This window comes from Anabaena subtropica FACHB-260, from assembly GCF_014697105.1.
GTDB classification, from domain to species: domain Bacteria; phylum Cyanobacteriota; class Cyanobacteriia; order Cyanobacteriales; family Nostocaceae; genus Trichormus; species Trichormus subtropicus.
In genome coordinates this window covers 1-23,201 of the sequence record NZ_JACJRF010000033.1, presented here as the reverse complement: position 1 = coordinate 23,201, position 23,201 = coordinate 1, and the positions used below count along the sequence as shown (strand labels likewise).

The following is a 23,201-nucleotide window of genomic DNA, read 5'->3' as shown; positions in this document are numbered from 1 at the left end:
GAGCGATCGCTTTATTATTTTGTTATGCAGGGACAAACTTCAACGATACACCATTCATACAGTAGCGCTTTCCAGTGGGTGCAGGGCCATCATCAAAAACATGGCCTAGATGTCCACCACAACGGTTGCAATGCACTTCTACTCTAGTCATGAAAAATGATCTATCTGTAGTAGTACCAATTGCACCTTCAATAGGGTTGAAAAAACTAGGCCAGCCAGTACCACTGTTAAATTTAGTATCAGATGTAAACAAGGCTTGTCCGCAACCAGCGCAGACATAAGTCCCTTGACTATATTCCTTATCGAGTGGACTGGTAAAAGCCCGTTCAGTTCCATGTTTCCGCAAGACGCGAAACTGTTCAGGGGTTAAAATTGTTTGCCACTCTTGTTCAGGCTTGGTGATTTCAAACTTAGTATTAGACGCTGCCATAATGCTTGACCTTTGCAGAATATAGGGTGGTAACAAAGCTGTGCCAGCTAACGCAGCACCAGTTTGTAAAAAATAGCGTTTCTTCATATATCTATTATTTTCTATTTTTACTTAGCCATCCCAGTAACTATGTTGGGATTTCTCTACCTTGACACCAAGAATTACTTATCTTCCTTAATTAAGGTTGATAAATAGATTAAAGCAGGCTAAAAAGATGGCGAAAATTTGCTCATTTTTAGGCATTGGTTTTTCTTTCTCCATCTCCAGTACCAATTACCCAGAAATTAATCCCCGTGTCATGTGATTTCTTCATGAAGCTGCCATATATTTTACATTGCGTTTAACACCATAACCCTTCAAATAGAATTATAAAAAAGTATAATCAAGCACTCCTTCATAGAAAATTAATATTACTCTTTCTCATTTAAGCTTCCCAAAAAATACATTGGTAGATATACTGCTAATAATACTTAAGTATCTTCTAAAAAATAGTTCTAAATTTTATAAGTATTTTGTTCTAATTATAATTAAGTAAGTACACTCAAGTTTATTTTTTATTAGTGCTTTTTTACTCTAAATGAGTACATAATATAACTAGGTATGAGCAAAAATAGACAACTCATATTAAAGGAGCCTCAATGAATCGACCTATTAAAAGTGCAGTAAATTCATTAGTGACAAAATTCTCACGACGAAATGCCCTGCTTTGGCTTGGAGGTAGCGGATTAGGTACTGCTTTTGCTGTGGGAACACAAAAAGAGGTAAGTGCCAATGGCCCCCAAAACAGGGATGTGAAGTTGCTGAACCCACCAACTTTATATGATGCCACCCAAAATGGCTATAGTCATATAGCTGTTACACCACCAAGGACAAGAACAGTTTATATTTCTGGTCAATTTGGTTCAGATTTAGACGGCAATATTGTCTCTAATGACTTTGAAGAGCAGTTAATCCAAGCTTTTCAGAACCTCCGCTTTGCCTTAAATGCAGTTGGTGCGAAGCCATCTGATGTAGCAAAAACGACTGTTCTTATAGTAGATTACGATCAAAGTAAATTGCCCCCGTTAGGACGTGAAATTATCAACTTATGGGGGAATAAACCACCAGCGAACACCCTCATTCCCGTTCCTAGACTGGCACTTGATGATATGTTGTTTGAAATTGATGCTTATGCTGTAATTCCAGAAAACCGTAATGTATAACTGGTTTCTCAGTTACTTCCCATCTAAAATTGTCCAGTAGATATGTTAGATGGTTGAGCGATCGCCTTGAATTTTACATTTTGGGCGTTGCACAATTACGGGATAATTTAACTAGTTTTTTGGGATAGGCATCTTGCCTGTCCTTTTTATTGTGAATTGATTTCACGCTGGTTCTACAATTACACCCATGAACCAGATATTTTTGCTTTGATTATCACGAATTGCATAGAAGAAGGGACGATCAACAATCATTTTAAATGGCTCTTGTGGCTCTCTTAAAGATGTCGCTACTATCCCTACAGAAGTCACTGCACTAGCTTCTGTACCCTCTTCATTCACATCGATAAAAGTTTTGTGTTTAACTTGACTAATAGTTAAGTTGTCTCCAATACCGGAAAAATTGGCTTTATTACTAAAAGCCTCTCCCATGCCTAAAGCTTTGAGTGTATCGTTGAGTGTAATGTCATAGTTTGTTTGAAAACGCGGTAAACTAATAGCTCCTTCACGCTTACTAAAATTAGACATCCATTTTTCCCAGTTCTCTGCATTTAAGTTTTCCGAGAAGGCTTTTAGGTTAGAGTTTTGTTTGGGCAAAAATATATATAAACTCGTCTTACCATCTTTACCATAAGGTAAACTTACAGCCTGGAATTGTGGATTTTCATAATATCTATATTCACCCGTTTGTGACATCATTGGGTGTTGTTTCTGTTGACCAGACGCAGTATAGAATGGTTGTGGCTTTGTCTGGGATTTATCAAATTCTTGGCTCCATTTCCCATTGAAATATATGGCATTAATTAAAAATAGTGCCTGATTTGGTTCAATTTTATCGACAATTTTATCGATTTTACCTTTGGTATTGTCTTTCACCCAATCATTGATTGTACTTGTAGCCGTGACATTTTGAAAGTCTAAATTTGTCACCTTGGCTTGATAAAAATTGCTGGTTGTTTGCACAAAATCGGGACGCAAACTAATATCTTGATTTACCCACAGGGAATTAGCAATATTTAATTGCACATTTTCATCAGGATTTTGTAGCTGCTTGTTTAAGGAAGCGTAAGCAGAGTTGAGTTCTGGTAGACTGATACCCTGTAACTCCAAGGTTTTAGCCATTGCTTGTTGAGTGGAGCCGTTAGCGCCATTGTAGGTCATGGCTAGGGCGATCGCTATACTTGTCGGTGAAACATTAATGTTTTTGGCATTAATGTCTGGTTTTGCTATTTCCGAAAACAGCTTAAAGCCAAACTTATTGTTCGCATCAACAATTTTGGTATCAATTACTACTGTTTTTTTTTGCAATGATGGCTCTGGTTGAGATAGCCCAGGTTGGGCTAGCGCACTAGTATTAGTATTTACTTGAGAACAACCTAATACACTGAACAAAACAACGCTAGCTGCTGCTAGAACATAACGTCTTCCTAGACTAACCGCGTAACGTCTTTGCAAGAAACTGTTTTTCACACCACTGAACTTCTGCCGATTCATTTTCCTACCTCACTTGCCAAAGTTTTTAGCTGTCTACCAAACTTGACGTTGTTAATACTGTATTAATTATTTACTATTGCATTAACACAAATGAAACACTCGATGGTTACAGTTTTGGTAACAGTAAATTTGCCAAAAGAAGTAAATATAACTATTGCAAAATTTTCATTAATATGGCAACGCAGATTAATTTTGCAGCATCTGATTTTTTTAGTTTATCTTGAGATTGAATATTTGTATTTTAAACTACTGAATAATAATTTTTCTAAGGTAACTAAACCTTTTAGTTAACTAAAGAGCTTGAAGAACCCTTGTATCTTTGTAGGTGAAGATTTTTTATCACAGAGACAAGAGAAAGAATTTGATTTTAACCGTTATAGATTTTTTGTCCCTTCCCTGTCTCCCAGCGCGCTGCGCGTTGGCGTAGCCTCTAGTAGAGAATGTAGGGAAGGGATTGGGGTTAGGTTCTGCCGAACTCACGTTGATTTTAGTTAACAGGAACAGTCCACCAAGCTAAGGCATAGGGTTGAGTTGCTTCGTTAACCTGCTTTTGATACTGAACGCGGATTTTGTAGTTCCCATTAGCAGGAACGGGACAAAAAATATGTTCTACACTATCAATCTCACTAATTGAAGAACAAACAACACCAGGATCTGTATTATTCGCATCAGCTTTCACTAAATAAAGGTCGAGGTTATTCAAACCGCGATCGCTAAAATTTTCACCTACATCAAATTCCTGATTTTTATTAGTATCATTTAGCTCTACCAAACGATTCCAACTTAAAGTAATAGCTACAAAACTGCCTTGCTTTAACGGTTTTGCTAACGCATAATCAACAGATTTACCCACATCTACCTGTCGATAATCCCACCCAATCCCTGGAACTGGATCTGTTGGCTGCCATTGACCTGCATTAAATTGTTGGTAAGCACGAAAAGCATTTAAATGACCTGTTCCCATTTGAGCATCCAAGGGAATTTTCGGGTCTAGGTAGGCATCAGAAGTCAGCCAGTCTTGACTTTGTTTATCAATCAGTGTGCGAGTCATATCCAGCCTTAAACCGTCACCACTATCTTGAATTTTTTCGGCTGAATTGAGTAGTACTGCTTTCATCACTTGCTGACGGCGGCTATCAATGCTCCAGTTGGGTTTTTTTGTGCGTAGCTGTCTGTCACCAAATTCTTGTAGCAAAGCCACAGTAGCAGTGAGATGTGGTGCAGCAAAACTTGTACCTGTAACCTTGTTCAACTTGCCATCGGGATTGAGCAAAGTAATATTACTACCCGGCGCTACTATGGCAACTGAACGACGGCCATCTATATTAAATTCCTTGCCAGCCAAGCGACCACTCACACCTTGGTTTACCCCAGCTAGGTTAGAAACATCAACTTTATTAAAAATCCCTCCTCTTCGGGATGAAAAAGCCACGTTTATTCCGTTAAAATTGTCTGTAGGGATGGGTATACCCCCTTTACCCTGATTGCCTGCGATCGCATACAAGACATCGTGGACACGACTCGACCAGTCAATACACATAGTGAGTAAAGCATTACCATCTAAAACAGCCTCTGGTCGGGGGTCGCGGTTGAGAGGTTCACCAAAGCTAAAATTAATAGCCCTGACATCACCACCATTTTGTAAGGCTATATGCTGGGCCGATAAACACTCCTCCGGTTGACCCATATTTTTTGTAGAACCTACCGCCGACGAATATAATCTCGCTTCTGGCGCCACCCCAGGTAAACCTTTGTCCCTACTGACCATCACACCAGCAACGTTATAAGCATGGGGGTCAACACCATTATTAGACTTAGCTGGGCCATTGCGTAAAAAAACAGCTGCTAATGAAACAGCACGATTTTTAGCAACAGCCTTATCCCAACCAAACATCCCCGGACGACCGATTTCCACCTGACCGATAGCAATCTTGCGACCGAGCAAATTATAAGGAATTTGATGTAACTTTAAAGCATCAATACCATTAGTTCCTAAAGAACTTCTTAAAGCTGAAGCTAATACAGGCACACTCAAACAAGAAGCACTCAATCCAAAAATTATCCAAGTTAGTTTTCTCATAGTCCATAAGTTCATCGTTATTACTCAACATCTATAGTTCTCTCCCTGCTCCCTGCTCCCTGCCCCTCACTTTCAAAAATTCTCAATATTTTGTTACAGTATTTTATTACAATGCTTACAGACGAGGACGCTTAGAAACCCACTAGCCATGACCCAAAACCGATCTGAAAAACCCATAGTAATTGCTCCATCTATCCTATCAGCCGACTTTAGCCGTTTAGGTGACGAAATTCGCGCCGTAGATGCTGCTGGAGCCGATTGGATTCATGTTGATGTAATGGACGGTCGTTTCGTACCTAATATTACGATAGGTCCTCTGGTAGTGGAGGCGATTCGTCCGGTGACAACTAAACCTCTGGATGTTCACTTAATGATTGTGGAACCAGAAAAGTATGTAGAAGGATTTGCTAAAGCGGGTGCTGATATTATTTCTGTCCATGCTGAACACAATGCTTCACCACATCTGCACCGCACCCTTGGACAAATCAAAGAGCTTGGCAAAAAAGCCGGGGTAGTACTTAATCCTGGTACACCTCTAGAACTGATCGAATATGTTCTAGAATTGTGCGATCTAGTACTAATCATGAGCGTTAACCCAGGCTTTGGTGGTCAAAGTTTCATTCCTGGCGTATTACCTAAAATTCGCCAGTTACGTCAAATGTGCGAGGAACGCGGTTTAGATCCCTGGATTGAAGTGGATGGTGGACTTAAAGCTAATAATACTTGGCAAGTTTTAGAAGCAGGCGCTAATGCGATCGTTGCTGGTTCTGCTGTATTTAACGCTAAGGATTATGCAGAGGCGATTACTAATATTCGCAACAGCAAGCGTCCTACGCCAGAATTGGCTAAGGTTTAGTTTCAGTCACTGTAAAATAAAATAATTAGTAAAATGAAAGGGCGATCGCCCTTTCATTTTAGGAAGCAGTCAGAGTTTGAAGTTTAAATTTTTCAGATACTTCAAAATCAACTCTGTCACCTAAACACTTCTACGTTACCTGTAAAGAGTACAAAAACTCAGGAGAAAGGAAGAAACCTTGGGTATTAATTGGGTCAATGATATTGGCACTTAAGTTTTGTCTAAGCGCTTCCACAAACTCCCAGTAATTGCTATTTAGCAACTGGTATCATTTTACTCTTCTAAATCCTCGATTTCTTCTGCATCCAAGTCATAGGTATCTACAAACTCTTCCACGTATTCTTCTTCGTCTTCTACCTCGTCTTCATAATAGTAGTCAATAGGTTGGAAAGAAACTAATCGACCTGTACTTTGCAACCAATTAAGCAACGATTCTTCTTGCTTGAGAGGAATGATAGCGCCTAGCTGGTGACGGGGTTCTTCGTGGAGAGCCGGGTTAGACAATTTAATCATTGTTGTATACCATAATCTCTCTTAATTAATACTGTGATTAGTATATTGGCAATGACTTCTGTCTTATGGATGATGTTTTTTTATCAATAGTTTAGATTCAAAAAAATTGGTGGGTATTCTATTTTTTCAAACGGGAAGAGAAATAGCCACGCGCCGATGGAGTAATTGGTCATTAAGTAGGGCTTGCTGAAAAAGAAAGAAAAGGTCACAAATAAAACTGACTAGAGAAGGAGAAAAAACTTAGCAGGAGTCAAACAAATAGCGATCGCATTATGACTCAGCGTGGCATTACTCCTCGAACAATTCCCCAAATAATTCTCGTACTTTTTCTTTCGCATTCTCTAACATGATTTTTCCTAAATCAGTGGCTCTGTAGAGTCTGCGACTTTGCCGCCCTGTTTTTTCCTCTAAGGAATACAAATATCCCTTACGCTCCATATCGTGTAGCATTGGGTATAGGGTTCCAGCACTGAGTTTATAACCATGATGTGCCAGTTCTTCGATAATGCCTAGCCCAAAAATTGGCTCCTGAACTGCATGGTGCAGAATATGAAGCCGAATCAAGCTAGAGTAAAACTCACGTCCATCCATCAAGCAATACTTTTACAACACTGAGAATTTTATCAAGAAAGGCAGCTATCCTGGAGGCCGCTATGCTGAAGGGAATTATGCTTCCTGCTCTCTCTCTGCCCCTTCCCTACGGGACGCTACGTGAACGAACTTTTGCCTTCTTCAATTTCGCTCATATGAGGTATTTTTGAAAAATCTACAGATCAAATCACCAGGATCTTGGTGTTCAAATGGCACTACAGTTCCATTTGGTTGCACTTTAAATCGTTGGCGACAGTTGTAGACTTCCAAAGGCTTTTTTTGTCCATCAACAGTGATACTTGCCCTATATTCCCAATAATTTTTGGCACTGCGGTTAATGTTAAGAATACAAATATTTTGACCATTATAATTACGGCATACACTAGAAAAAGCTGGGTATGCCAAGATATTTGAAAGAATAAATATTAGTATAAAAACAATATATTTGTCAGCTTTAGCTGAGATGTTGTTAAACATTAGCAGTCTGTAAGTAAGAGAGAGTGGCTCAAAAAAATGCGTAGTTCCAATTTGAATTACGAATTACGCAGCTTGCTTTGCTAGGTAACCGCGCTCTTTAGGGGACACTAACGCGCAGCGTCTCGTAAGATAAGGATTCACCGAGTAGCAGTATTACGAATTAACATCAGCCAATGGCAACACCAAGCGGCTAACTACCCGATGATCGGGCAACTGATAAATATCCAATTCCCCTCCTAATTGTTGCATCATCTGTTGGCAAATTAGCAAATTTAGATTTGGTGATTGATCGAAATGGCAGAAAGCGAGAACATCCTTGTGTGTTTTTTGCTGTAATTCTGTGAGTAATTGTGTTTCAATTGTGCCGTTATCTGTAATTGATACCTCTAAAAATTGTTCATCTAGACGACGACACCAAATATCTATTCTGCTACCGTTGGGAGAACGATGACAGGCGGCGAGTAATAATTCATGGAGGACTAATTCAAATTTCCCAATGTCGCCAGAGATCGCCATTGTCGATGGGTTAGCTGCGGTAGGAACGCCTTTGAGAAATGCCGGACTATTTGCTGCTTCCTTTTCTGTGGTGGGTTGTCCCAAACCGTGGACACCAATCCAGAGTTTTTTTTGCTGGACTAAGTTATCTATGCGTTCGAGCGATCGCTTGAGTAAACTGGATATGGGCATAGTTTCCCAGCTTACGTGTAACTGCCATTGTTCCAGTTTGACTATACTTGTCATTGAAGCAGTTGTGTGGTCTAATTGCCGCAGCAATAATTGATATCGTGTCTGTGTTAGGTCGTTGCTAGGAATGCCCAAATCATGAATTTGACCCAGTAAGTGTATGGCTGTACGCTGAATCTCTTCCAAACGACGATGTTTGTACCAATTGAGTTGGCGTAATTCCTGAGTTGTGGACTCTAGACGTTGACTAATTTGTTGTTGACGACGCAACCAAGCCAACTGATCAATTAAAATTTCTCCTGTATTGAGGCTATGTTGTGGCCAGTGGCGTTCTCGATGGTCTGCTAACAATATTACCCCTGTCGGTTGATGATCAACCCCAGTGCGTAAAGCCATCAGCAAAACTTGTCCAATACCAGAACCATGTAACCATTGGCGCGTTTCTGGAGGCAAATGATCTACACTTACGTTTAAGTAACTATTTTCAGCCAGCGCCCATTGAATCAAGGCTTCATACTGAATGGAGAGTTTGGACTTTAGCACTACTTCAAATCGGCTATCGGCAATTACCCCAGGGATAATTTCTGCTGTTGACTCACCATGTGACCAAGATAATAACAGTGCCAAAGGACAGTTAAGTACAGATGCAATTTGCCTGAGTGCAGTGCATTCTAAATGATGTTGCTCCGTTTGGCTGTTTGGGCTTTCAGTTCCTTCTATTCTTAAACATTGTTGGATACTGTGGAGTATGTGTTGCTGTTGTTCGTTATTAGTTTGTAGTCGCCATTGTCTGACAACTACGCCAATTTGTTGACTCACAATCCACAGCATTTCCTTCTCTAAATTTGTCCAACTGCGATGGTTTGTGTGGGTGACAATTAATAATGCCTCTGCTTTATGACCTTGAGCGCAATTGCAAATTAATAGCGATCGCACGCCATTTTCTAATAGCAGAGAACGCCAATTAAAAAACCGTAAATCTTCTTCTACGTTCTCAATTTCTACTGTAGTCTTGGTAGATTTTAACATCTGCCTGTCAGTCTCTGACAATAAACTAAACCCACTGATTAAAGGGCGGCGATTATGGGGTTGGGTTTGGTAAATAACTTGATAATTATTTTGGTCTTGGTCGTAATGTAAGAGTAAAAAGCGGGTAGCATTTAATCGAGTTAGTACTCTAGATGCACAAGTATGTAAAGTTTCCTTCAGGTCTTGGTGAGTATAAATACTTTGGGCAACTTCACTAGTTAACTGGGAGTCTTCTTGAATTTGTTTAACAGTATTTTCTATCTTGTCATTGGGAGCCACCAGAGAAATAAATCCTGCTGCACCTTGGACAAAATTTTTATCAGCCTCTGTCCAAATCCGTGGCTCATAACCTTCTACCGCGAGAAAACCCAATAGGTCTTTTTGCCAGATAATAGGAGCTGCTAGGAGCGATCGCACCCGCAACTTTTGCAACAACTTAGCAGTAAACTGGCCTTCTAAGGAACTACGAGCGTCACCAATCCAGACTATTTGATTAACAGATAAAGCATAATATAATTCGCTCAATTCTTGTACCGTCATGCCTGCGGCTAGTTTTTCTTTATTAGCATCTCGGTGAAGATTGACTAATTGATTGCCCATGCGACACCAAAAATAGCGCCCTTGTCTCTCAAACCAGTAAACATTGGTACGACTAGGAGAAACAAAATCTTGGGTGGCTTCTACTACTGCTTTTAGCCTTTCTTCTAAATTGTTTAGGTTACGGACGTTTTCCAATAAATGTAATAGAGGTTCATCTGGACGCTTGATTTGTTTCTGCTGTAAATGTATTTCGTGTTGATACAGTATTGCTCCCAGTTCACCCAATACCATCATTAAACGAGCTTTGGCATCTTCTGGTAGCAAGTAACCCCAGCGTTCCGAACCTAGTAAAAGCACGCCCATACATCGGTCTTTATGACGCATGGGTAGAATTATTGTCCCTTGGATATTAAATTTTGTGCCAACTTCTCGCCATTCTCCAGCGCGCTTTTCGTTGCGGATATCAGCCACACCCAAAGGAGACTGTTGAATCACTACTTGTTCTAATAGATCCCCTGGTTGAAGAACCAGCCGTTTTCGTAAAAAATTAACATCACCACCAGGAGTAATACCACCCTTACCAAATAAACTGTGCTTGAGGCGATCGTAAGCAGCAATCCAAATCAGCTTATAGTTAAATTCTTGATGAATGTAATGAATCGTAGTTTCAATCAGAACGTCAACATCATCTCCTTCCCTCAGGCTTTGTAAAACACGCCCCAAGGCAAGAATTGGTTGTTCGGCGGCTATCGATTTGTGTGGCTGCCCCATCTGATTTTTGATGAACATAGCTTGTAATATATAAGATGCCCAAATTACACTCACTAATATCTTTACAAGCGTTTTTTTATACTTCGGGATAAAAGAGGTGGGGGAGTGGGAGGAGAAGGAGCAGGGGAACAGGGGGAGTATTGACTCACTACTCATTACTCATTACTGTAAATAGCAACCGACTAATGACTATGGATATATATAAATTTGCCCTTCGTCCAGTTTTATTTGATTTGGTGAAGGCTGATCCGGAGTGGCTGCATCAGCAGACTATGCGGAGTTTTAGTTGGCTTTCGCAAACAGGTAATAGTTCAAGTACTAGATGGGTGCAGAATTTATTACAAAAGTCTCTGTGTCTACAAGATTCCCGTCTGGAACAGAGTTTGTTTGGTTTGAAGTTTTCTAACCCTGTCGGTTTAGCGGCTGGTTTTGATAAAGATGGTGTAGCTGCTAGGATTTGGTCTAGTTTGGGTTTTGGGTTTGCGGAATTGGGAACTGTGACGTTTGTCCCCCAGCCTGGTAATCCCCCTCCGCGCCTGTTTCGCTTGCCGTTGGATTATGCTGCTCTTAATCGTATGGGTTTTAATAATCATGGTGCAGCAGCAATGGCGGCGCGTTTGGCTCAGGAACAAGGGCAGTTTTCCATACCTATAGGTGTCAATTTGGGTAAATCTAAGGTGACACCTCTAGAAGCAGCCGCAGAAGATTATTTAAATAGTTTTCGCTTACTGAAGGAGTTGGGAGACTATTTTGTAGTTAATGTGTCTTCTCCCAATACTCCGGGTTTGCGATCGCTCCAAGATGCTTCTATGCTCGGTTCTATATTAGATGTATTACAACAAGAAAATAATTCACATAAGCCAATATTTGTCAAGATAGCGCCGGATTTATCATGGGAAGCGATCGCGGACATTATCGGATTAGCTAAAACCTACCAGTTAGCGGGGATTATTGCCACTAATACGACCATTCGCCGTGATGGACTGAAAACTCAAGTAATTGAGCAAACAGGTAAATCACCCCAAGAAGAAGCTGGTGGAATTAGCGGTGCGCCAGTGCGCGATCGCTCTACGGAAATCATTCGTTTTATTTGGCAGCAAACCCAAGGACAAATACCCATAATTGGGGTTGGCGGTATATTTACCCCTGGAGATGCTTGGACAAAAATTACTGCTGGAGCCAGCCTGATCCAAGTGTATACAGGCTGGATTTATGAAGGCCCAATGATGGTACGTCGTATTTTAACTGGGTTGCTTGCCAAGTTAGAAGAACATGAACTAAATTCCATCAGCGAAGCTGTAGGTTTAGAATTTAAGGGTGAATGAGTCATACCAATTCAAAATTCAAAATTCGTCTTGAAAAGTTTCCTACGGCGGGAAACCCGCCTACAGAACTTTCCGCAAAATTCAAAATTAAGAAACCTATATTTTGCAAAGGTTTCTGGGTTTGGATTTGTATCAGAATTTTAGTGAAATGGTATCAGTAGTCATGGACTATTGGGTAATTTTTGATCCACTGCGTGTGTCAGTTGTTAGTTGTCAGTTGTCAGTTGTTTTGGATCTGGTTTAATACCCCATCTCCTAGTGTGTGGTTTTTAAGTGTCTTGTCCCAAGGGGACACGCTGCGTGAACGCCACTGACTACTGACCACTGACAAAACTCCACCCGTGAAGGGATGGAGTTTTGATTAATTTTTGCCTTCATTTTCTTCTAATGGGAAAAATTCCTTAGTTCTTTCGGAAAAAGTCCAGGCAATTCCATCAGGATCACGAGTGCGAGTCCATTCGGGAAAATCTGGATCATTACGACGTTTATAGACAGTACTGGAGTAAACACTAAGCCGTTTTGCCAATTCTGATTGAATTAGAGAGCCAAAAATTAGCTGTCTTTCCAGGTTTGGCTTAACTTCTTGATGAGTCGCGGGTGGTGGTAATTCAGGTTCGGTTTCAGTTTCGGGTTCTGTTACTACTGCTTCTGGTGGTGACGGTGGCGCTAAGAGCGATCGCATTTCCGTAGTTACTGGTTGAGGCGCAAGTTCTTTAACAGGATCACTGCTATCTAAGATATTTCCTAAAATACTTGCTGTGATGAAGTAGTAAACTTCACCTCCTTCTCCAGCTGGTAGTAAACTTGCACCAAATTCTGAAGCTTTACCATCTAAATAACGTTTTGCCGTCGGGCCGGGGAAGTTGCCACGAATCGCCAAATCCATTGGGGTAATTTTGCCTTGGTTTTCCCTAATTAACTGACTGAAAATTGGGTTAACTTGCTGACACCACTGTTGCCATTGATATTCCTGAAAAATTTTGAAACCAATGACCAGGACAATCAGAGCAAGCAAAAATCTCCAGGTAGAAACTAAGAAAATGACCAAAAACGATATTGGCAAAAGTAGAACGAGAAACGCCTTCCCGTTACTTTCTAATGTTTTTTCACTCATGCCGATTTTTGCCAAGCGATTTTTTTGGGAAATAATATATTATATTGGCAAAAATCGCGGCAAGTTTTTGTATATTTTGGCAAAGTGACAGCAAAAACATTGGGGTATGAGGAAAATATTGATTGCTCATACCATTTCACTAAAATTCTGATGGAGATCCAAACCCAGAAACCTTTGCAAAATCTAGATTTCTTAATTTTGAATTTTGCGGAAAGTTCTGTAGGCGGGTTTCCCGCCGTAGGAAACTTTTCAAGACGAATTTTGAATTTTGAATTGGTATTACTCCCCATTAAGTAGGGCGTGTTCTTTCAAATCAGCGAGAGAAGAGACTTCCAAGGCTCTAGCATGAGTGGCTGACAGGATTACAGGTGGTGCAACTCCAGCTTCCAGGGCTTCTTGCCAACGGGCTGCACATAAACACCAGCGATCGCCTGGTTTCAAACCGGGGAAATTATACTCAGGATGGGGCGTACTCAGGTCATTACCACGAGATTTGGTAAACTCTAGAAATTCTGCTGTCACCTGAGCGCAAACAACGTGCATCCCCGTATCATAAGCACCTGTTTGACAAAAGCCGTCACGATAAAACCCAGTGACGGGAGAGGAACAACAAAGCTCTAAGTCTGTGCCGATGACGTTTTTTGCCTTTGCCATATTGAATGCCTTAATTTTTTCAATGGTTGGTGCATAGGTTTGTAGTGAGAACTTTAGTTCTCTCTTTGAGACGCTCCGTAAACAAAAAAGGACTAAGGTCCTTACTACAAAACGAATACTACTATCTTTACATTGCTACAATTAGCCTGGTTTGTAGTGAGAACTTTAGTTCTCTCTTTGAGACGCTCCACGAACAAAAAAGGACTAAAGTCCTTCTTACTACGAAACGAATCCTCTCCCATCCTATCTACCAAAAACACTCCCCAAAGAACGGCTAATATTTTGTGGCTGCATAGCGTCCATTGCGGCTGTGGGTTCATAGCCGCAGTGAACCATGCAATCGGCACACTTAGGATTACCACTAGCACGACCATATTTGCTCCAGTCTGTTTCTTCTAGCAATTGTTTGAAGCTGGTGTAATGTCCTTCATTTAAGAGATAACAAGGTTTTTGCCAACCAAGAACACTATAACTAGGGCTACCCCAAGGTGTGCATTCATAATCTTTCTCACCTACTAGAAAATCTAGGAATAAAGGATTGTGGTTGAAGTTCCAGTTTTTCTTGCCAGTTTTGTAGGGGGTGAGGATTTCCCGAAACAGGGCGCGTGTTTGCTCTCGTTTGAGGAAATGGTCTTGATCTGGGGCCCAGTCGTAACCATAACCAGGAGAGATCATCATGCCATCTGTCTTGAGGGTTTCCAAGAAGTCGAAAAACTCTTGCATTTCTTTGGGATCGCAACCCTCAAAAATAGTGGTGTTGGTGGTGACGCGAAACCCTTTAGCTTTAGCAGCTTTGATGGCTTTCACCGCAATATCAAATACCCCTTGCCTGTCTACACATTTATCGTGCCATTCCCGCAACCCATCTAAATGGACGCTAAAAGTCAAATAAGGTGATGGTTGAAATTTATCTAGGTTTTTTTCTAATAACAAACCATTGGTACATAAGTAAACATATTTTTTCCGTTCGACTAAACCCTTGACAATCTCGTCAATCTGGGGATGCAGCAGGGGTTCTCCCCCAGGAATAGAAACCACTGGTGCGCCACACTCATCTACTGCGGCGAAGCACTGTTGGGGAGTCAAATTTTGCTTCAATATCTCTGTCGGATGCTGAATTTTTCCACAACCAGAACACGCTAAGTTACAGCGAAAAAGTGGTTCTAGCATCAATACCAAGGGAAAACGTTTGCGTCCTAAAAAACGTTGCGTAACTAAATACTTACCAATATCGATCGCTTGTTGTAAATTAACCGCCATTGTTCCTATCACTCCTCATTTTTGATTGATCGTTGGTCAACAGTCAACACTCAGCACCTCACATAACCCTGAGAAACAAACCAATTCACTGCATCTTTCAGGGCAGTATTTATCGGAGATTGGGGCAAACCTAATTCTTTGACTGCTTTTGAGGCATCGTAGTACATGGTTTGCTGTGCCATGCGGACACCATCTATGGGTACTGAAGGCTGCTTTCCGATTGGTGCGAGGATGTTTTCTTCAATCCAGGCGACACTTAGGGGTAGCCAGCCAGGGACTATCCATTGGGGTGCTGATAAACCTGTGATTTCGGCGAGTTGCTCAAGTAATTGCTTGAGGCTGATGTTTTGATGTCCTAGAATATAGCGATCGCCACTTTTTCCTTTTTCTAAAGCTAGTAAATGTCCCCAAGCTACATCCCGTACATCGATTAAATTCAATCCTGTGTTGACGTAAGCGGGCATTTGTCGCCGCAAGAAGCGGAGAATAATATCGCCGGTGGGTGTGGGTTTGATGTCCCAAGGGCCGATGGGGGTGCTGGGGTTGACTATGACTACATCTTGTCCTTTGGCTGCGGCTTGTATAGCTTCTTGTTCTGCTAAAAACTTGGATTTTTTATAATGTCCAATTAGCTTATCTACAGGACTTTGATAAGTTTCATCCACCACGCCACCAGAGGGATTTACCCCAATGGCTGCTACAGAACTTGTGTAAACGGTGCGTTCAATTCCAGCTTTTTGGGCTGCATCTAACATCTGAAAAGTGCCAAGGACGTTGTTTTGATAGAGTAAATCGCGGTCTTTTTGCCATAGGGAATATTGGGCTGCTACATGGAATAGGTAGCGACAATCAGCCATTTGTTTCCAAAGGTATGGATTTTGGAAATCGCCTTCGACAATCTCCACATCCAAACCGTGTAAGTTACCCAAGTTGCTGTGAGGACGAACTAAGGTTTTAACTGTGTATCCTTGTTGCAGTAACAACCGGACTAAATTAGCACCAACAAAACCAGTAGCCCCTGTGACAAAGACCCGCATTAATTGTCCTCCTTGCGGGCAAATCGGGGAAACCAGTCATCTAAGAAGGAGTAAACCACGGGTATCACAATTAAGCTGAGGATTGTGGAAGTTACTAGCCCCCCGGCGATCGCTACAGCCATAGGCGATCGCAATTCTGAACCTGCACCTAAACCTAAGGCGATGGGTAGCATCCCGATAATTGTAGAAATGGTGGTCATCATGATTGGGCGCAGACGGACTGGCCCGGCTTTGAGAATTGCTTCTGTGCGGGTTAATCCAGCTTTACGGAGTTGGTTAATGTAATCTACCAGGACAATGGCATTCTTATTTGCCAATCCCAGCAGGAAGACGAAACCAATCAACGAGATCATGCCAAAGTCACTCTTGGTAAAAAGTAACGCCAGCATTGCACCGACAATTGACAGGGGTAAAGAAACCCCGATAATTACCGGGTCTATCCAACTTTTGAATAATAAAATTAGGACTGCAACGATACAAAGGGCTGACAGCAACAAAGTAGACACAAAACTACCAAAGACTTCACTTTGACGAGCAGAATCTCCTCCCAACTCTAAAGTGATATCAGCAGGTAAAATTTTTCTTGCTTCCTCTACTATCTTATCAGTAGCATTACCTAAAGACAATTCCTGTCCTAAGTTAGCACTGATATAAGCTACCCGTTGATTGTTGAGCCGTTCAATTTGTAAAACCTGCTCTTGGGTATTGGTTTCACCTGTAATTGACACATCAGCAAATCCAGGTATTTTCTCGATGCTCTCCTTGATTGTCCTAGCGGCTTGGTTGAGAGCTTGTAAATCATTACCACTTAAGGCAACTTGCAGGGGTTTTTGTCCACCAGTGTCCACAAATTGGATATCTTCTACGCTGGTATTCACACCAGGAAGATTGGGCAAAGTTTCCCGTAATTGGTCTTGCAGTTCCGCAGTCTGGATTTGGCGATCGTCTTTCAGGCGCACGTAGAGAGTGCCTTTATTTGGTTCGCCTTCACGAGAACCCACTGTAGTAAATACTGTTTCCACATCTGGGGATTTTCTCACCACATCTTCTAGTTGTTTGGCTACTTCTAGAGAGTCGTTGAGGGGGTTGGGGATGGGAAATGAGGGAGTGGGGGAAGATGAGGAGGGAGAAAGATTGTTTGCTTGTGCTGCTTGTGCTGCTTGTAGCTGTAAGGCTGCTAAATCGGGGGGGATTTGCGGTAAAGGTGCGGTGTAGGTAATGTTAAATTCACCCCGATCTAATTTGGGAATAAAGCCTTTGGGGATGAATGGTATTAATGCTATCCCTGCAATAAAACTGAGTATTGCTAATGCGATAACTGTCTTACGATGGTTTAGAGACCAGTTGAGTAGGTTTCTATATGATTTGGTGAATTTTCCCCAGATGTTGTCTTTTCGACGTTGAGAATTTCCAGTTACAGGTTTGAGAAAGTAGGTAGCTAAAACTGGTGATAGGGTACGAGCGACTAAAGTAGAAGCTATGTAAGCAGCCGAAACGGTGATTCCGAATGGTTTGAAGAATTGCCCAACGACTCCACCCATCAAACCAATGGGTAAGAAAACTGCTACAGATGTGGCTGTGGTGGCGATGACGGCTAAACCAATTTCGTCTGTAGCTGAGTAAGCGGCTTGGCGGGGGGTTTCTCCTTCTTCGATGTGGCGAGTGATGTTTTCTACGTCAAGGATGGCATCATCGATTACGCTGCCAATGACCAAGGCTAGAGCCAACAAGGTGATTGTTTCTAAGTTAAAGCCAAAACTAGCCATAACAATAAACGTCGCCAACAAAGACGTAGGAATAGCTAAGGCAGAGATGAAAGTTGCTCGCCAATTCCACAAGAAAGGAAAGATCACCACAATCGACAAGACAATGGCTTCCATCAGCGCATTGATAGTTGATTGTGTGGCTTGGTTGATATATTTGGCTTGAGTTGCGGCTATGGTAAGTGTGACATCTTTGAGGTTGGCGCGGAGTTTCTGGACTTCCTGCTCAACTTGACTGACAACTTCTAAGGTGTTGGCGTTACCTCGTTTAATTACCTGAAATGCCAGAGCTTCTCGACCATTGAACCTAACTAGTGTACCTGCGCCTTGACCGAGAGCCGCACTGTTATTACTACTCGCTGGACTCAGAGGCGGTGATGCTGTAGGAGCGCCCAAAAGTGAGACTCTGAGGACTCCTGGTAATTGAGCGATCGCTGGTGTAATTTGGTCTTGGGCTAATTTCGTTAAATCTGCTAAATTCCGAGAATTACTTTCAATGGCATAACTCACGGATGCTGACTCGTTCAGGTTCAAGGGAATAATCTTGTAACTTGCCCCTTGAGGGAGAGTTAATTCTTGAAGTGCTGTTTCTACTTGGCTTGTTGATGTTTCCAGATTTGTCCCTACACTAAAAGCCAAACTCACAGCAGCTTGTCCAGGATAGCTAGATGAACGGAGATTATCTAGACCTGCCACAGAACGCAGACGCTCTTCTATGGGTATGGTAAGCCTTGCTTCAGTATCAACCGCAGTTTTCAGAGGAGCCGTAGCATTTACCACTACTACCGGAAAGGTAATGTCTGGAAACAAAGCATACTTAAGAGAACTGAACGCCAGCGCACCAGCTACCGCTACAGCAATCCAAAAACTAACAGTCAGCCACGAATACTCAATTGCCCATCGGGAAAAGTTGAAGCGTTGCCGTACTGATTTTGAGCTATTTAGCTTTACCATCTTGGAAAATCATCATGCTGAAGACACAATTATTGTCATGCTACAGTAATCCAGGGAACTTTGCGAGTCAAAGAAGAGGCAGAGGGGCAGGGAGCAGGGGTGCAGGGGAGGAAAATCTAACAGTAATATTTGTTCTGAACCATTGAATATTTTATTTTCTGGAAGTCCCTTAGCAAATGACAACTGACTGATGATTATTGACACAATTTTTGTACCGCAGGGATCTGAATATGGGGCTGTGTGTCGTGGATTGCGCCGCATAAGTGGTAAGATACCAAAGGTTGTGGCTATACCAGTAGGCGTAAAGCCGTTGACAACATACTTGCAACAATGGCAAAAGCAGGAACACTGGCAAAATGCCCAACAATCAAAAGTTTTAGTGATGGGTTTGTGTGGCAGTTTGACAACTGACCATTGTGTAGGTGATGTTGTGTTGTATGAGAGTTGTATTTATCAGCAAAGATTGCAAGAGTGCGATCGCTCTTTGACTACAAAAATCTACTCAGCACTTCAGACTCAGTACCCAGCACTGAATTTAGTTAAATCATTGACAAGCGATCGCGTGGTTTGCTCTGCTGTGGAAAAACGCTATCTAGGTGAAACTTTGGGGGCTGATGTGGTTGATATGGAGGGATTTGCTGCCCTAGAGTTGTTAAATAAAGTTGGTGCGACAGTGGCGATGCTGCGGGTAGTCAGCGATGATTGTCGTCATGATATCCCTGACATCACAGCAGCTATCAATGTTGATGGTTCTCTACAACCTTTACCTCTAACATTGAGTTTTCTTCGTCAACCTATTGCCGCTACTCGCCTAATTCGGGGTTCTCTACGGGGGCTAAAAGTACTTGAGCAATTGACAACATCACTATTTTCGGAAAAATTTAAAGTCTAAAAATTTAAGTAACAATGACAATTTGGCTTTTCAATCAATGACTCAACCAAGGCATTCAGTGCAGTAGCAGCCAGCAAACCACCTCCTATAGTCCCCTCAATTGTAATGAAAGGTGATGTTTGTTGCATTAATCGTCTTTTGGCGGCGGGAGCATGACTAAAACCAATTGGCATTCCAATCACCAGTGAAGGTTGGATTTTTTCCTGGTTAATCAGTGTGCAGACTTCTAAGAGTACTGAAGGAGCATAACCAATGACTACTATGCAACCCTCACTCACTTTTTCTAATGTTTCCCGCCATTGTTGATGCTGCCAAAATTCTTTTTCTGCTTCAATGGCTGTGGTGATGTGGGGATTATTAATTAAGGTGGTGACTTTACAGCCTAGATGCACTAATCTTGTTTGGTCTATGGCTGTGGCAATGGTGCGGATATCAACGACAATCTCGCAAGCTGAAGCCAGGGCTTGACGACTCACAGCGATCGCTTCTTTGCTTACCCTGATAAAAGATACCAAACTCACATCACCACAAGCCAAAACTAGCTGAGAGATTAGATGTTGTTCAATTTCTGATCGCTCGGATAAATCAGGTAGTATGTGTTGCAAAGATTCGGCAAATACTTCTGGGTGGGTGTGAACTTCTGCATCTAAACCATGCCAAAGTCTTGCTAACCCTCCTAACCCAACTTTGGTTTCCACTTCCAATAATTTAAGTTGTGCTAATACTTCCGCCTGCATAATTTGACAATGGCGATCGCGTCCTAATAAACCTTCTAACGCCGATGCTGTTTGTCGCAGTTGGGCTATTTGCTGCATGACTGAGCGATATTGTTGCTGTAACTGTGCCATGAAATTGGCATTGTTATCTGTTTCTAGTTCTACTTCCAAGATGTTACGGATGTGGTTGAGTTGGAATCCTTGCTCTTTCAGGGCCACAATCCGTTGTAGTCTGATCACATCTTGTTGATTGTAAAGGCGGTAATTGCTAGGCGATCGCTCAGGCTGGGGTAACAATCCAAGCTCATGGTAATGGCGCACCATCCGGGGAGTGATACCGCCTCCCACTGCTTGGGTGAGTTCTTTAATTGTTAAGCAACCGGAATAAATTCGCTTTAGCATAAGATTTTTCTTCTCAGTGGAGTTTCGCCTGACTTTTCACGGGATCTGGAAAACCCCTCCCCATAGAGCGTTCGCGTAGCGTGTGCTTTGCACTCAGCGCTTCCCCTACAAGGAGAGGGGCTTTAATTTTTCCCCCTTCCCTCGCAGGGAAGGGGGTTAGGGGGTTAGGTTTTACGTTAGCTTTTCCACATAACGTGAAAAGTCAGAGTTTCGCAGGTTACAACAATCAAAAATCATTTAGCAGTTTATAAGAATTCTGCTGTAATCACTACTTTCACCATTTTTGCTGTCAATACCTTGACATTAACATCAATGTCAAGGTTTAGGCTAAAAGTATTCCTGACTCATGCAACTCTATGCTTTACCCCCAAAGTTTTCACAAATTCACCAAAGAACACACTGACACCTTAGCCGCCCTGGTTTGTGGAGTGTTGTTATTTTTGGGATGGTTCGCTTTACATTTAGGTTGGTTGGGGTTGGCGTTGCTGCTACTACCTGCTGCTTATGTGATTGGTGGTTACGAAAGCGCCCGTGAGGGAATGACGACGCTGATTCAGGAGAAAGAATTAGATGTTGATTTGCTGATGATTGTTGCAGCTCTTGGTGCAGCAGCTTTGGGTTTATGGCGTAGGGAATATTATTTAATTATTGATGGGGCAATTTTGATTCTCATCTTTGCTATCAGTGGTGCATTGGAAGGTTACGCCATGCGCCGTACTGAAAAAAGTATCCGCAGTTTGATGAGCTTGACACCAGATACAGCCAGGGTTGTCAATCAAGGTGGTGAAGAAACTATTCCCATTAGTCAGTTACAAGTAGGGGATGAGATTGTTGTTAAGCCCGGGGAGTTGATTCCTACTGATGGGATTATTGTGTCTGGTTACAGCACTATTAATCAAGCCGCAATTACGGGTGAATCTTTACCTATAGAAAAGACGATAGGTGAGGAAGTATTTGCTGGGACACTCAACGGTTATGGGGCGCTGAAGTTAAAGGTACACAAACCAGCCGCCAGCAGTTTAATTCAGCGTGTAATTCGCTTAGTAGAACAAGCGCAAACAGAAGCGCCTCCATCGCAACAGTTTATTGAAGGTTTTGAGAGGGGATATGCACGGGTAATTGTGATTGCTGGGATATTATTGGCAACTTTACCGCCGTTTATTTGGGGTTGGAATTGGGAAACAACTATTTACCGTGCCTTAACTTTTTTGGTAGTCGCTTCTCCTTGTGCATTGATGGCGGCAATTATGCCTACATTATTATCAGGTATTGCCAATGGCGCAAGACAAGGGATTTTATTTAAAAATGGGGCGCAGTTGGAGAAGATTGCTAAAGTCCGCGCGATCGCCTTCGATAAAACTGGTACTCTGACTACAGGACAAGTCAGGGTATCTCAGGTAATTGCTGCTAGTAATTATACAGATGCAGATGTTTTAAAAGTAGCAGCAGGTTTGGAATCATCTTCAGAACATCCCATCGCTCAAGCTATTGTTCAGGCGGCTAATGATTTGGTATGGGTACGTGCAAGTGAGGTACAAGCGATACCAGGACAGGGAATTGTGGGTATTGCCAATGAGCATCAAGTAATTGTGGGGAATGCAGCTTTTGTCCAGCAGTATGTGAATAAGTTACCAGAGAAATTACTCAAGGTAGCGCCATCTTTGGAAAATCAGGGGAAAACTGTTGTTTGGGTAGCACAGGGAAGGCGCAGGGAAGATGAATATGAGGTAATGGGTATAATTGCGATTGCAGATATGGTAAGAGCAGAAGCAGCTGAAACTATTGTCCGGCTGCGGAAGTTGGGCATAGAACAAATTGTGATGATTACGGGGGATAATCAACGCACTGCTGAGAGTGTGGCGCAAACGGTGGGGATTGACCAAGTGTTTGCCGAACTCTTACCTGAAGATAAATTAGATGTGATTCGCAGTTTGCAGCAAAAGTATCAAACAGTGGCAATGGTGGGGGATGGTATTAATGATGCACCTGCTCTAGCTCAAGCTTCTGTAGGTATTGCGATGGGTGTGGCTGGTAGTGATGTGGCTCTGGAAACCGCAGATATCGTATTGATGGCAGATAAATTAGAGAAAATTGCCTCAGCTATGGAATTGGGTAGGCGATCGCAAAGCATCGTCAAGCAAAATATAGTTATAGCCTTAGGATTTATTGCTCTATTGTTAATTGGTAACTTTCTTGGCAATGTCAACTTACCCATTGGTGTAATCGGTCATGAAGGTTCCACAGTGTTAGTTACCCTGAGTGGTTTACGGTTGCTGAAATAAGGACTGGCTGATTGAAAATACGTCTTTCTTAACAATACCTTTGCCAAATTACGAGGGTTCAACGCCCGTAGAAACGGGATGAATACGTCCTAAAGAAGTAAGCTTGGCAAAAATCTGGTTTAATAAAATAGGCTCAGG

The 23,201-nt window shown here is 42.0% G+C and carries 18 protein-coding genes; 5 read left to right on the top strand and 13 right to left on the bottom strand.

Features of this window, described 5'->3' with window-relative positions; genetic code table 11:
- Window positions 1-22 precede the first annotated feature (22 nt).
- Window positions 23-517: a peptide-methionine (R)-S-oxide reductase MsrB gene (gene msrB / locus H6G18_RS17460; protein WP_190408367.1), complete on the bottom strand. Its 495-nt coding sequence runs from the start codon at window positions 515-517 to the stop codon at window positions 23-25.
- A 551-nt stretch (window positions 518-1,068) separates the two neighbouring features.
- Between msrB and H6G18_RS17455 the strand changes: the two genes are divergently transcribed.
- A complete protein-coding gene (locus tag H6G18_RS17455) occupies window positions 1,069-1,632 on the top strand; it encodes a RidA family protein (RefSeq protein ID WP_190408366.1) in 564 nt (187 codons plus the stop codon).
- A gap of 162 nt (window positions 1,633-1,794) precedes the next feature.
- Here the strand turns inward: H6G18_RS17455 and H6G18_RS17450 are convergent, their stop codons facing one another.
- Both H6G18_RS17450 and H6G18_RS17445 read right to left on the bottom strand, forming a co-directional pair.
- Window positions 1,795-3,123 carry a serpin family protein gene (locus H6G18_RS17450; protein WP_190408365.1) on the bottom strand — a complete coding sequence of 443 codons (1,329 nt, stop codon included), beginning with the start codon at window positions 3,121-3,123 and terminating at the stop codon, window positions 1,795-1,797.
- Between the two features lie 487 nt (window positions 3,124-3,610).
- Window positions 3,611-5,218 carry a S8 family serine peptidase gene (locus H6G18_RS17445; RefSeq protein WP_242040381.1) on the bottom strand — a complete coding sequence of 536 codons (1,608 nt, stop codon included), beginning with the start codon at window positions 5,216-5,218 and terminating at the stop codon, window positions 3,611-3,613.
- 133 nt (window positions 5,219-5,351) lie between these two features.
- Between H6G18_RS17445 and rpe the strand changes: the two genes are divergently transcribed.
- A complete protein-coding gene (gene rpe / locus H6G18_RS17440; protein WP_190408364.1) occupies window positions 5,352-6,059 on the top strand; it encodes a ribulose-phosphate 3-epimerase in 708 nt (235 codons plus the stop codon).
- A gap of 273 nt (window positions 6,060-6,332) precedes the next feature.
- Here rpe and H6G18_RS17435 read toward each other — a convergent pair whose 3' ends face one another.
- The 4 genes from H6G18_RS17435 to H6G18_RS17420 all read right to left on the bottom strand — a co-directional run bounded on the left by H6G18_RS17435 (window position 6,333) and on the right by H6G18_RS17420 (window position 10,664).
- The gene (locus H6G18_RS17435; protein ID WP_190408363.1) at window positions 6,333-6,572 is read right to left on the bottom strand and encodes a DUF3134 family protein; all 240 of its coding nucleotides are present in this window, start codon (window positions 6,570-6,572) and stop codon (window positions 6,333-6,335) included.
- A gap of 288 nt (window positions 6,573-6,860) precedes the next feature.
- Window positions 6,861-7,163 (bottom strand): PadR family transcriptional regulator, encoded by a 303-nt coding sequence (locus H6G18_RS17430; protein ID WP_190408362.1) that lies wholly within the window; start codon window positions 7,161-7,163, stop codon window positions 6,861-6,863.
- A gap of 141 nt (window positions 7,164-7,304) precedes the next feature.
- Window positions 7,305-7,640 (bottom strand): hypothetical protein, encoded by a 336-nt coding sequence (locus tag H6G18_RS17425; protein ID WP_190408361.1) that lies wholly within the window; start codon window positions 7,638-7,640, stop codon window positions 7,305-7,307.
- Between the two features lie 153 nt (window positions 7,641-7,793).
- A complete protein-coding gene (locus H6G18_RS17420; RefSeq protein WP_190408360.1) occupies window positions 7,794-10,664 on the bottom strand; it encodes a sensor histidine kinase in 2,871 nt (956 codons plus the stop codon).
- A 191-nt stretch (window positions 10,665-10,855) separates the two neighbouring features.
- On the opposite strand from H6G18_RS17420, the gene H6G18_RS17415 reads away from it, so the two are divergent.
- On the top strand, window positions 10,856-11,989 hold the full coding sequence (locus tag H6G18_RS17415; RefSeq protein WP_190408359.1) for a quinone-dependent dihydroorotate dehydrogenase: 1,134 nt from the start codon (window positions 10,856-10,858) through the stop codon (window positions 11,987-11,989).
- Between the two features lie 361 nt (window positions 11,990-12,350).
- Here the strand turns inward: H6G18_RS17415 and H6G18_RS17410 are convergent, their stop codons facing one another.
- The 5 genes from H6G18_RS17410 to H6G18_RS17390 form a co-directional block, all read right to left on the bottom strand.
- Window positions 12,351-13,103 carry a hypothetical protein gene (locus H6G18_RS17410; RefSeq protein WP_190408358.1) on the bottom strand — a complete coding sequence of 251 codons (753 nt, stop codon included), beginning with the start codon at window positions 13,101-13,103 and terminating at the stop codon, window positions 12,351-12,353.
- A 279-nt stretch (window positions 13,104-13,382) separates the two neighbouring features.
- A complete protein-coding gene (locus tag H6G18_RS17405; RefSeq protein WP_190408357.1) occupies window positions 13,383-13,757 on the bottom strand; it encodes a DUF2237 family protein in 375 nt (124 codons plus the stop codon).
- Between the two features lie 243 nt (window positions 13,758-14,000).
- On the bottom strand, window positions 14,001-15,017 hold the full coding sequence (gene hpnH, locus H6G18_RS17400) for an adenosyl-hopene transferase HpnH (protein ID WP_190408356.1): 1,017 nt from the start codon (window positions 15,015-15,017) through the stop codon (window positions 14,001-14,003).
- Between the two features lie 50 nt (window positions 15,018-15,067).
- A complete protein-coding gene (hpnA, locus tag H6G18_RS17395; RefSeq protein WP_190408355.1) occupies window positions 15,068-16,054 on the bottom strand; it encodes a hopanoid-associated sugar epimerase in 987 nt (328 codons plus the stop codon).
- Window positions 16,054-18,771 (bottom strand): efflux RND transporter permease subunit, encoded by a 2,718-nt coding sequence (locus tag H6G18_RS17390; RefSeq protein WP_190408354.1) that lies wholly within the window; start codon window positions 18,769-18,771, stop codon window positions 16,054-16,056. The genes hpnA and H6G18_RS17390 overlap by 1 nt, the downstream gene beginning before the upstream one ends.
- A gap of 190 nt (window positions 18,772-18,961) precedes the next feature.
- Here H6G18_RS17390 and H6G18_RS17385 point away from each other — a divergent pair, with 190 nt between their 5' ends.
- Window positions 18,962-19,663 carry a 5'-methylthioadenosine/S-adenosylhomocysteine nucleosidase family protein gene (locus H6G18_RS17385; protein ID WP_190408353.1) on the top strand — a complete coding sequence of 234 codons (702 nt, stop codon included), beginning with the start codon at window positions 18,962-18,964 and terminating at the stop codon, window positions 19,661-19,663.
- On the opposite strand, the gene H6G18_RS17380 is transcribed toward H6G18_RS17385, so the two are convergent.
- Window positions 19,660-20,781: a precorrin-8X methylmutase gene (locus H6G18_RS17380; protein WP_199311733.1), complete on the bottom strand. Its 1,122-nt coding sequence runs from the start codon at window positions 20,779-20,781 to the stop codon at window positions 19,660-19,662. The genes H6G18_RS17385 and H6G18_RS17380 overlap by 4 nt on opposite strands.
- 356 nt (window positions 20,782-21,137) lie before the next feature.
- Here H6G18_RS17380 and H6G18_RS17375 point away from each other — a divergent pair, with 356 nt between their 5' ends.
- The gene (locus H6G18_RS17375; RefSeq protein WP_190408352.1) at window positions 21,138-23,063 is read left to right on the top strand and encodes a heavy metal translocating P-type ATPase; all 1,926 of its coding nucleotides are present in this window, start codon (window positions 21,138-21,140) and stop codon (window positions 23,061-23,063) included.
- Window positions 23,064-23,201: the final 138 nt, after the last annotated feature.

Bases quoted from the DNA above. Each gene is read 5' to 3' on its own strand.
- msrB (WP_190408367.1), bottom strand. From the start codon at position 517: ATGAAGAAACGCTATTTTTTACAAACTGGTGCTGCGTTAGCTGGCACA.
- H6G18_RS17455 (WP_190408366.1), top strand. From the start codon at position 1,069: ATGAATCGACCTATTAAAAGTGCAGTAAATTCATTAGTGACAAAATTC.
- H6G18_RS17450 (WP_190408365.1), bottom strand. From the start codon at position 3,123: ATGAATCGGCAGAAGTTCAGTGGTGTGAAAAACAGTTTCTTGCAAAGA.
- H6G18_RS17445 (WP_242040381.1), bottom strand. From the start codon at position 5,218: ATGAACTTATGGACTATGAGAAAACTAACTTGGATAATTTTTGGATTG.
- rpe (WP_190408364.1), top strand. From the start codon at position 5,352: ATGACCCAAAACCGATCTGAAAAACCCATAGTAATTGCTCCATCTATC.
- H6G18_RS17435 (WP_190408363.1), bottom strand. From the start codon at position 6,572: ATGATTAAATTGTCTAACCCGGCTCTCCACGAAGAACCCCGTCACCAG.
- H6G18_RS17430 (WP_190408362.1), bottom strand. From the start codon at position 7,163: ATGGATGGACGTGAGTTTTACTCTAGCTTGATTCGGCTTCATATTCTG.
- H6G18_RS17425 (WP_190408361.1), bottom strand. From the start codon at position 7,640: ATGTTTAACAACATCTCAGCTAAAGCTGACAAATATATTGTTTTTATA.
- H6G18_RS17420 (WP_190408360.1), bottom strand. From the start codon at position 10,664: ATGGGGCAGCCACACAAATCGATAGCCGCCGAACAACCAATTCTTGCC.
- H6G18_RS17415 (WP_190408359.1), top strand. From the start codon at position 10,856: ATGGATATATATAAATTTGCCCTTCGTCCAGTTTTATTTGATTTGGTG.
- H6G18_RS17410 (WP_190408358.1), bottom strand. From the start codon at position 13,103: ATGAGTGAAAAAACATTAGAAAGTAACGGGAAGGCGTTTCTCGTTCTA.
- H6G18_RS17405 (WP_190408357.1), bottom strand. From the start codon at position 13,757: ATGGCAAAGGCAAAAAACGTCATCGGCACAGACTTAGAGCTTTGTTGT.
- hpnH (WP_190408356.1), bottom strand. From the start codon at position 15,017: ATGGCGGTTAATTTACAACAAGCGATCGATATTGGTAAGTATTTAGTT.
- hpnA (WP_190408355.1), bottom strand. From the start codon at position 16,054: ATGCGGGTCTTTGTCACAGGGGCTACTGGTTTTGTTGGTGCTAATTTA.
- H6G18_RS17390 (WP_190408354.1), bottom strand. From the start codon at position 18,771: ATGGTAAAGCTAAATAGCTCAAAATCAGTACGGCAACGCTTCAACTTT.
- H6G18_RS17385 (WP_190408353.1), top strand. From the start codon at position 18,962: ATGATTATTGACACAATTTTTGTACCGCAGGGATCTGAATATGGGGCT.
- H6G18_RS17380 (WP_199311733.1), bottom strand. From the start codon at position 20,781: ATGCTAAAGCGAATTTATTCCGGTTGCTTAACAATTAAAGAACTCACC.
- H6G18_RS17375 (WP_190408352.1), top strand. From the start codon at position 21,138: ATGCTTTACCCCCAAAGTTTTCACAAATTCACCAAAGAACACACTGAC.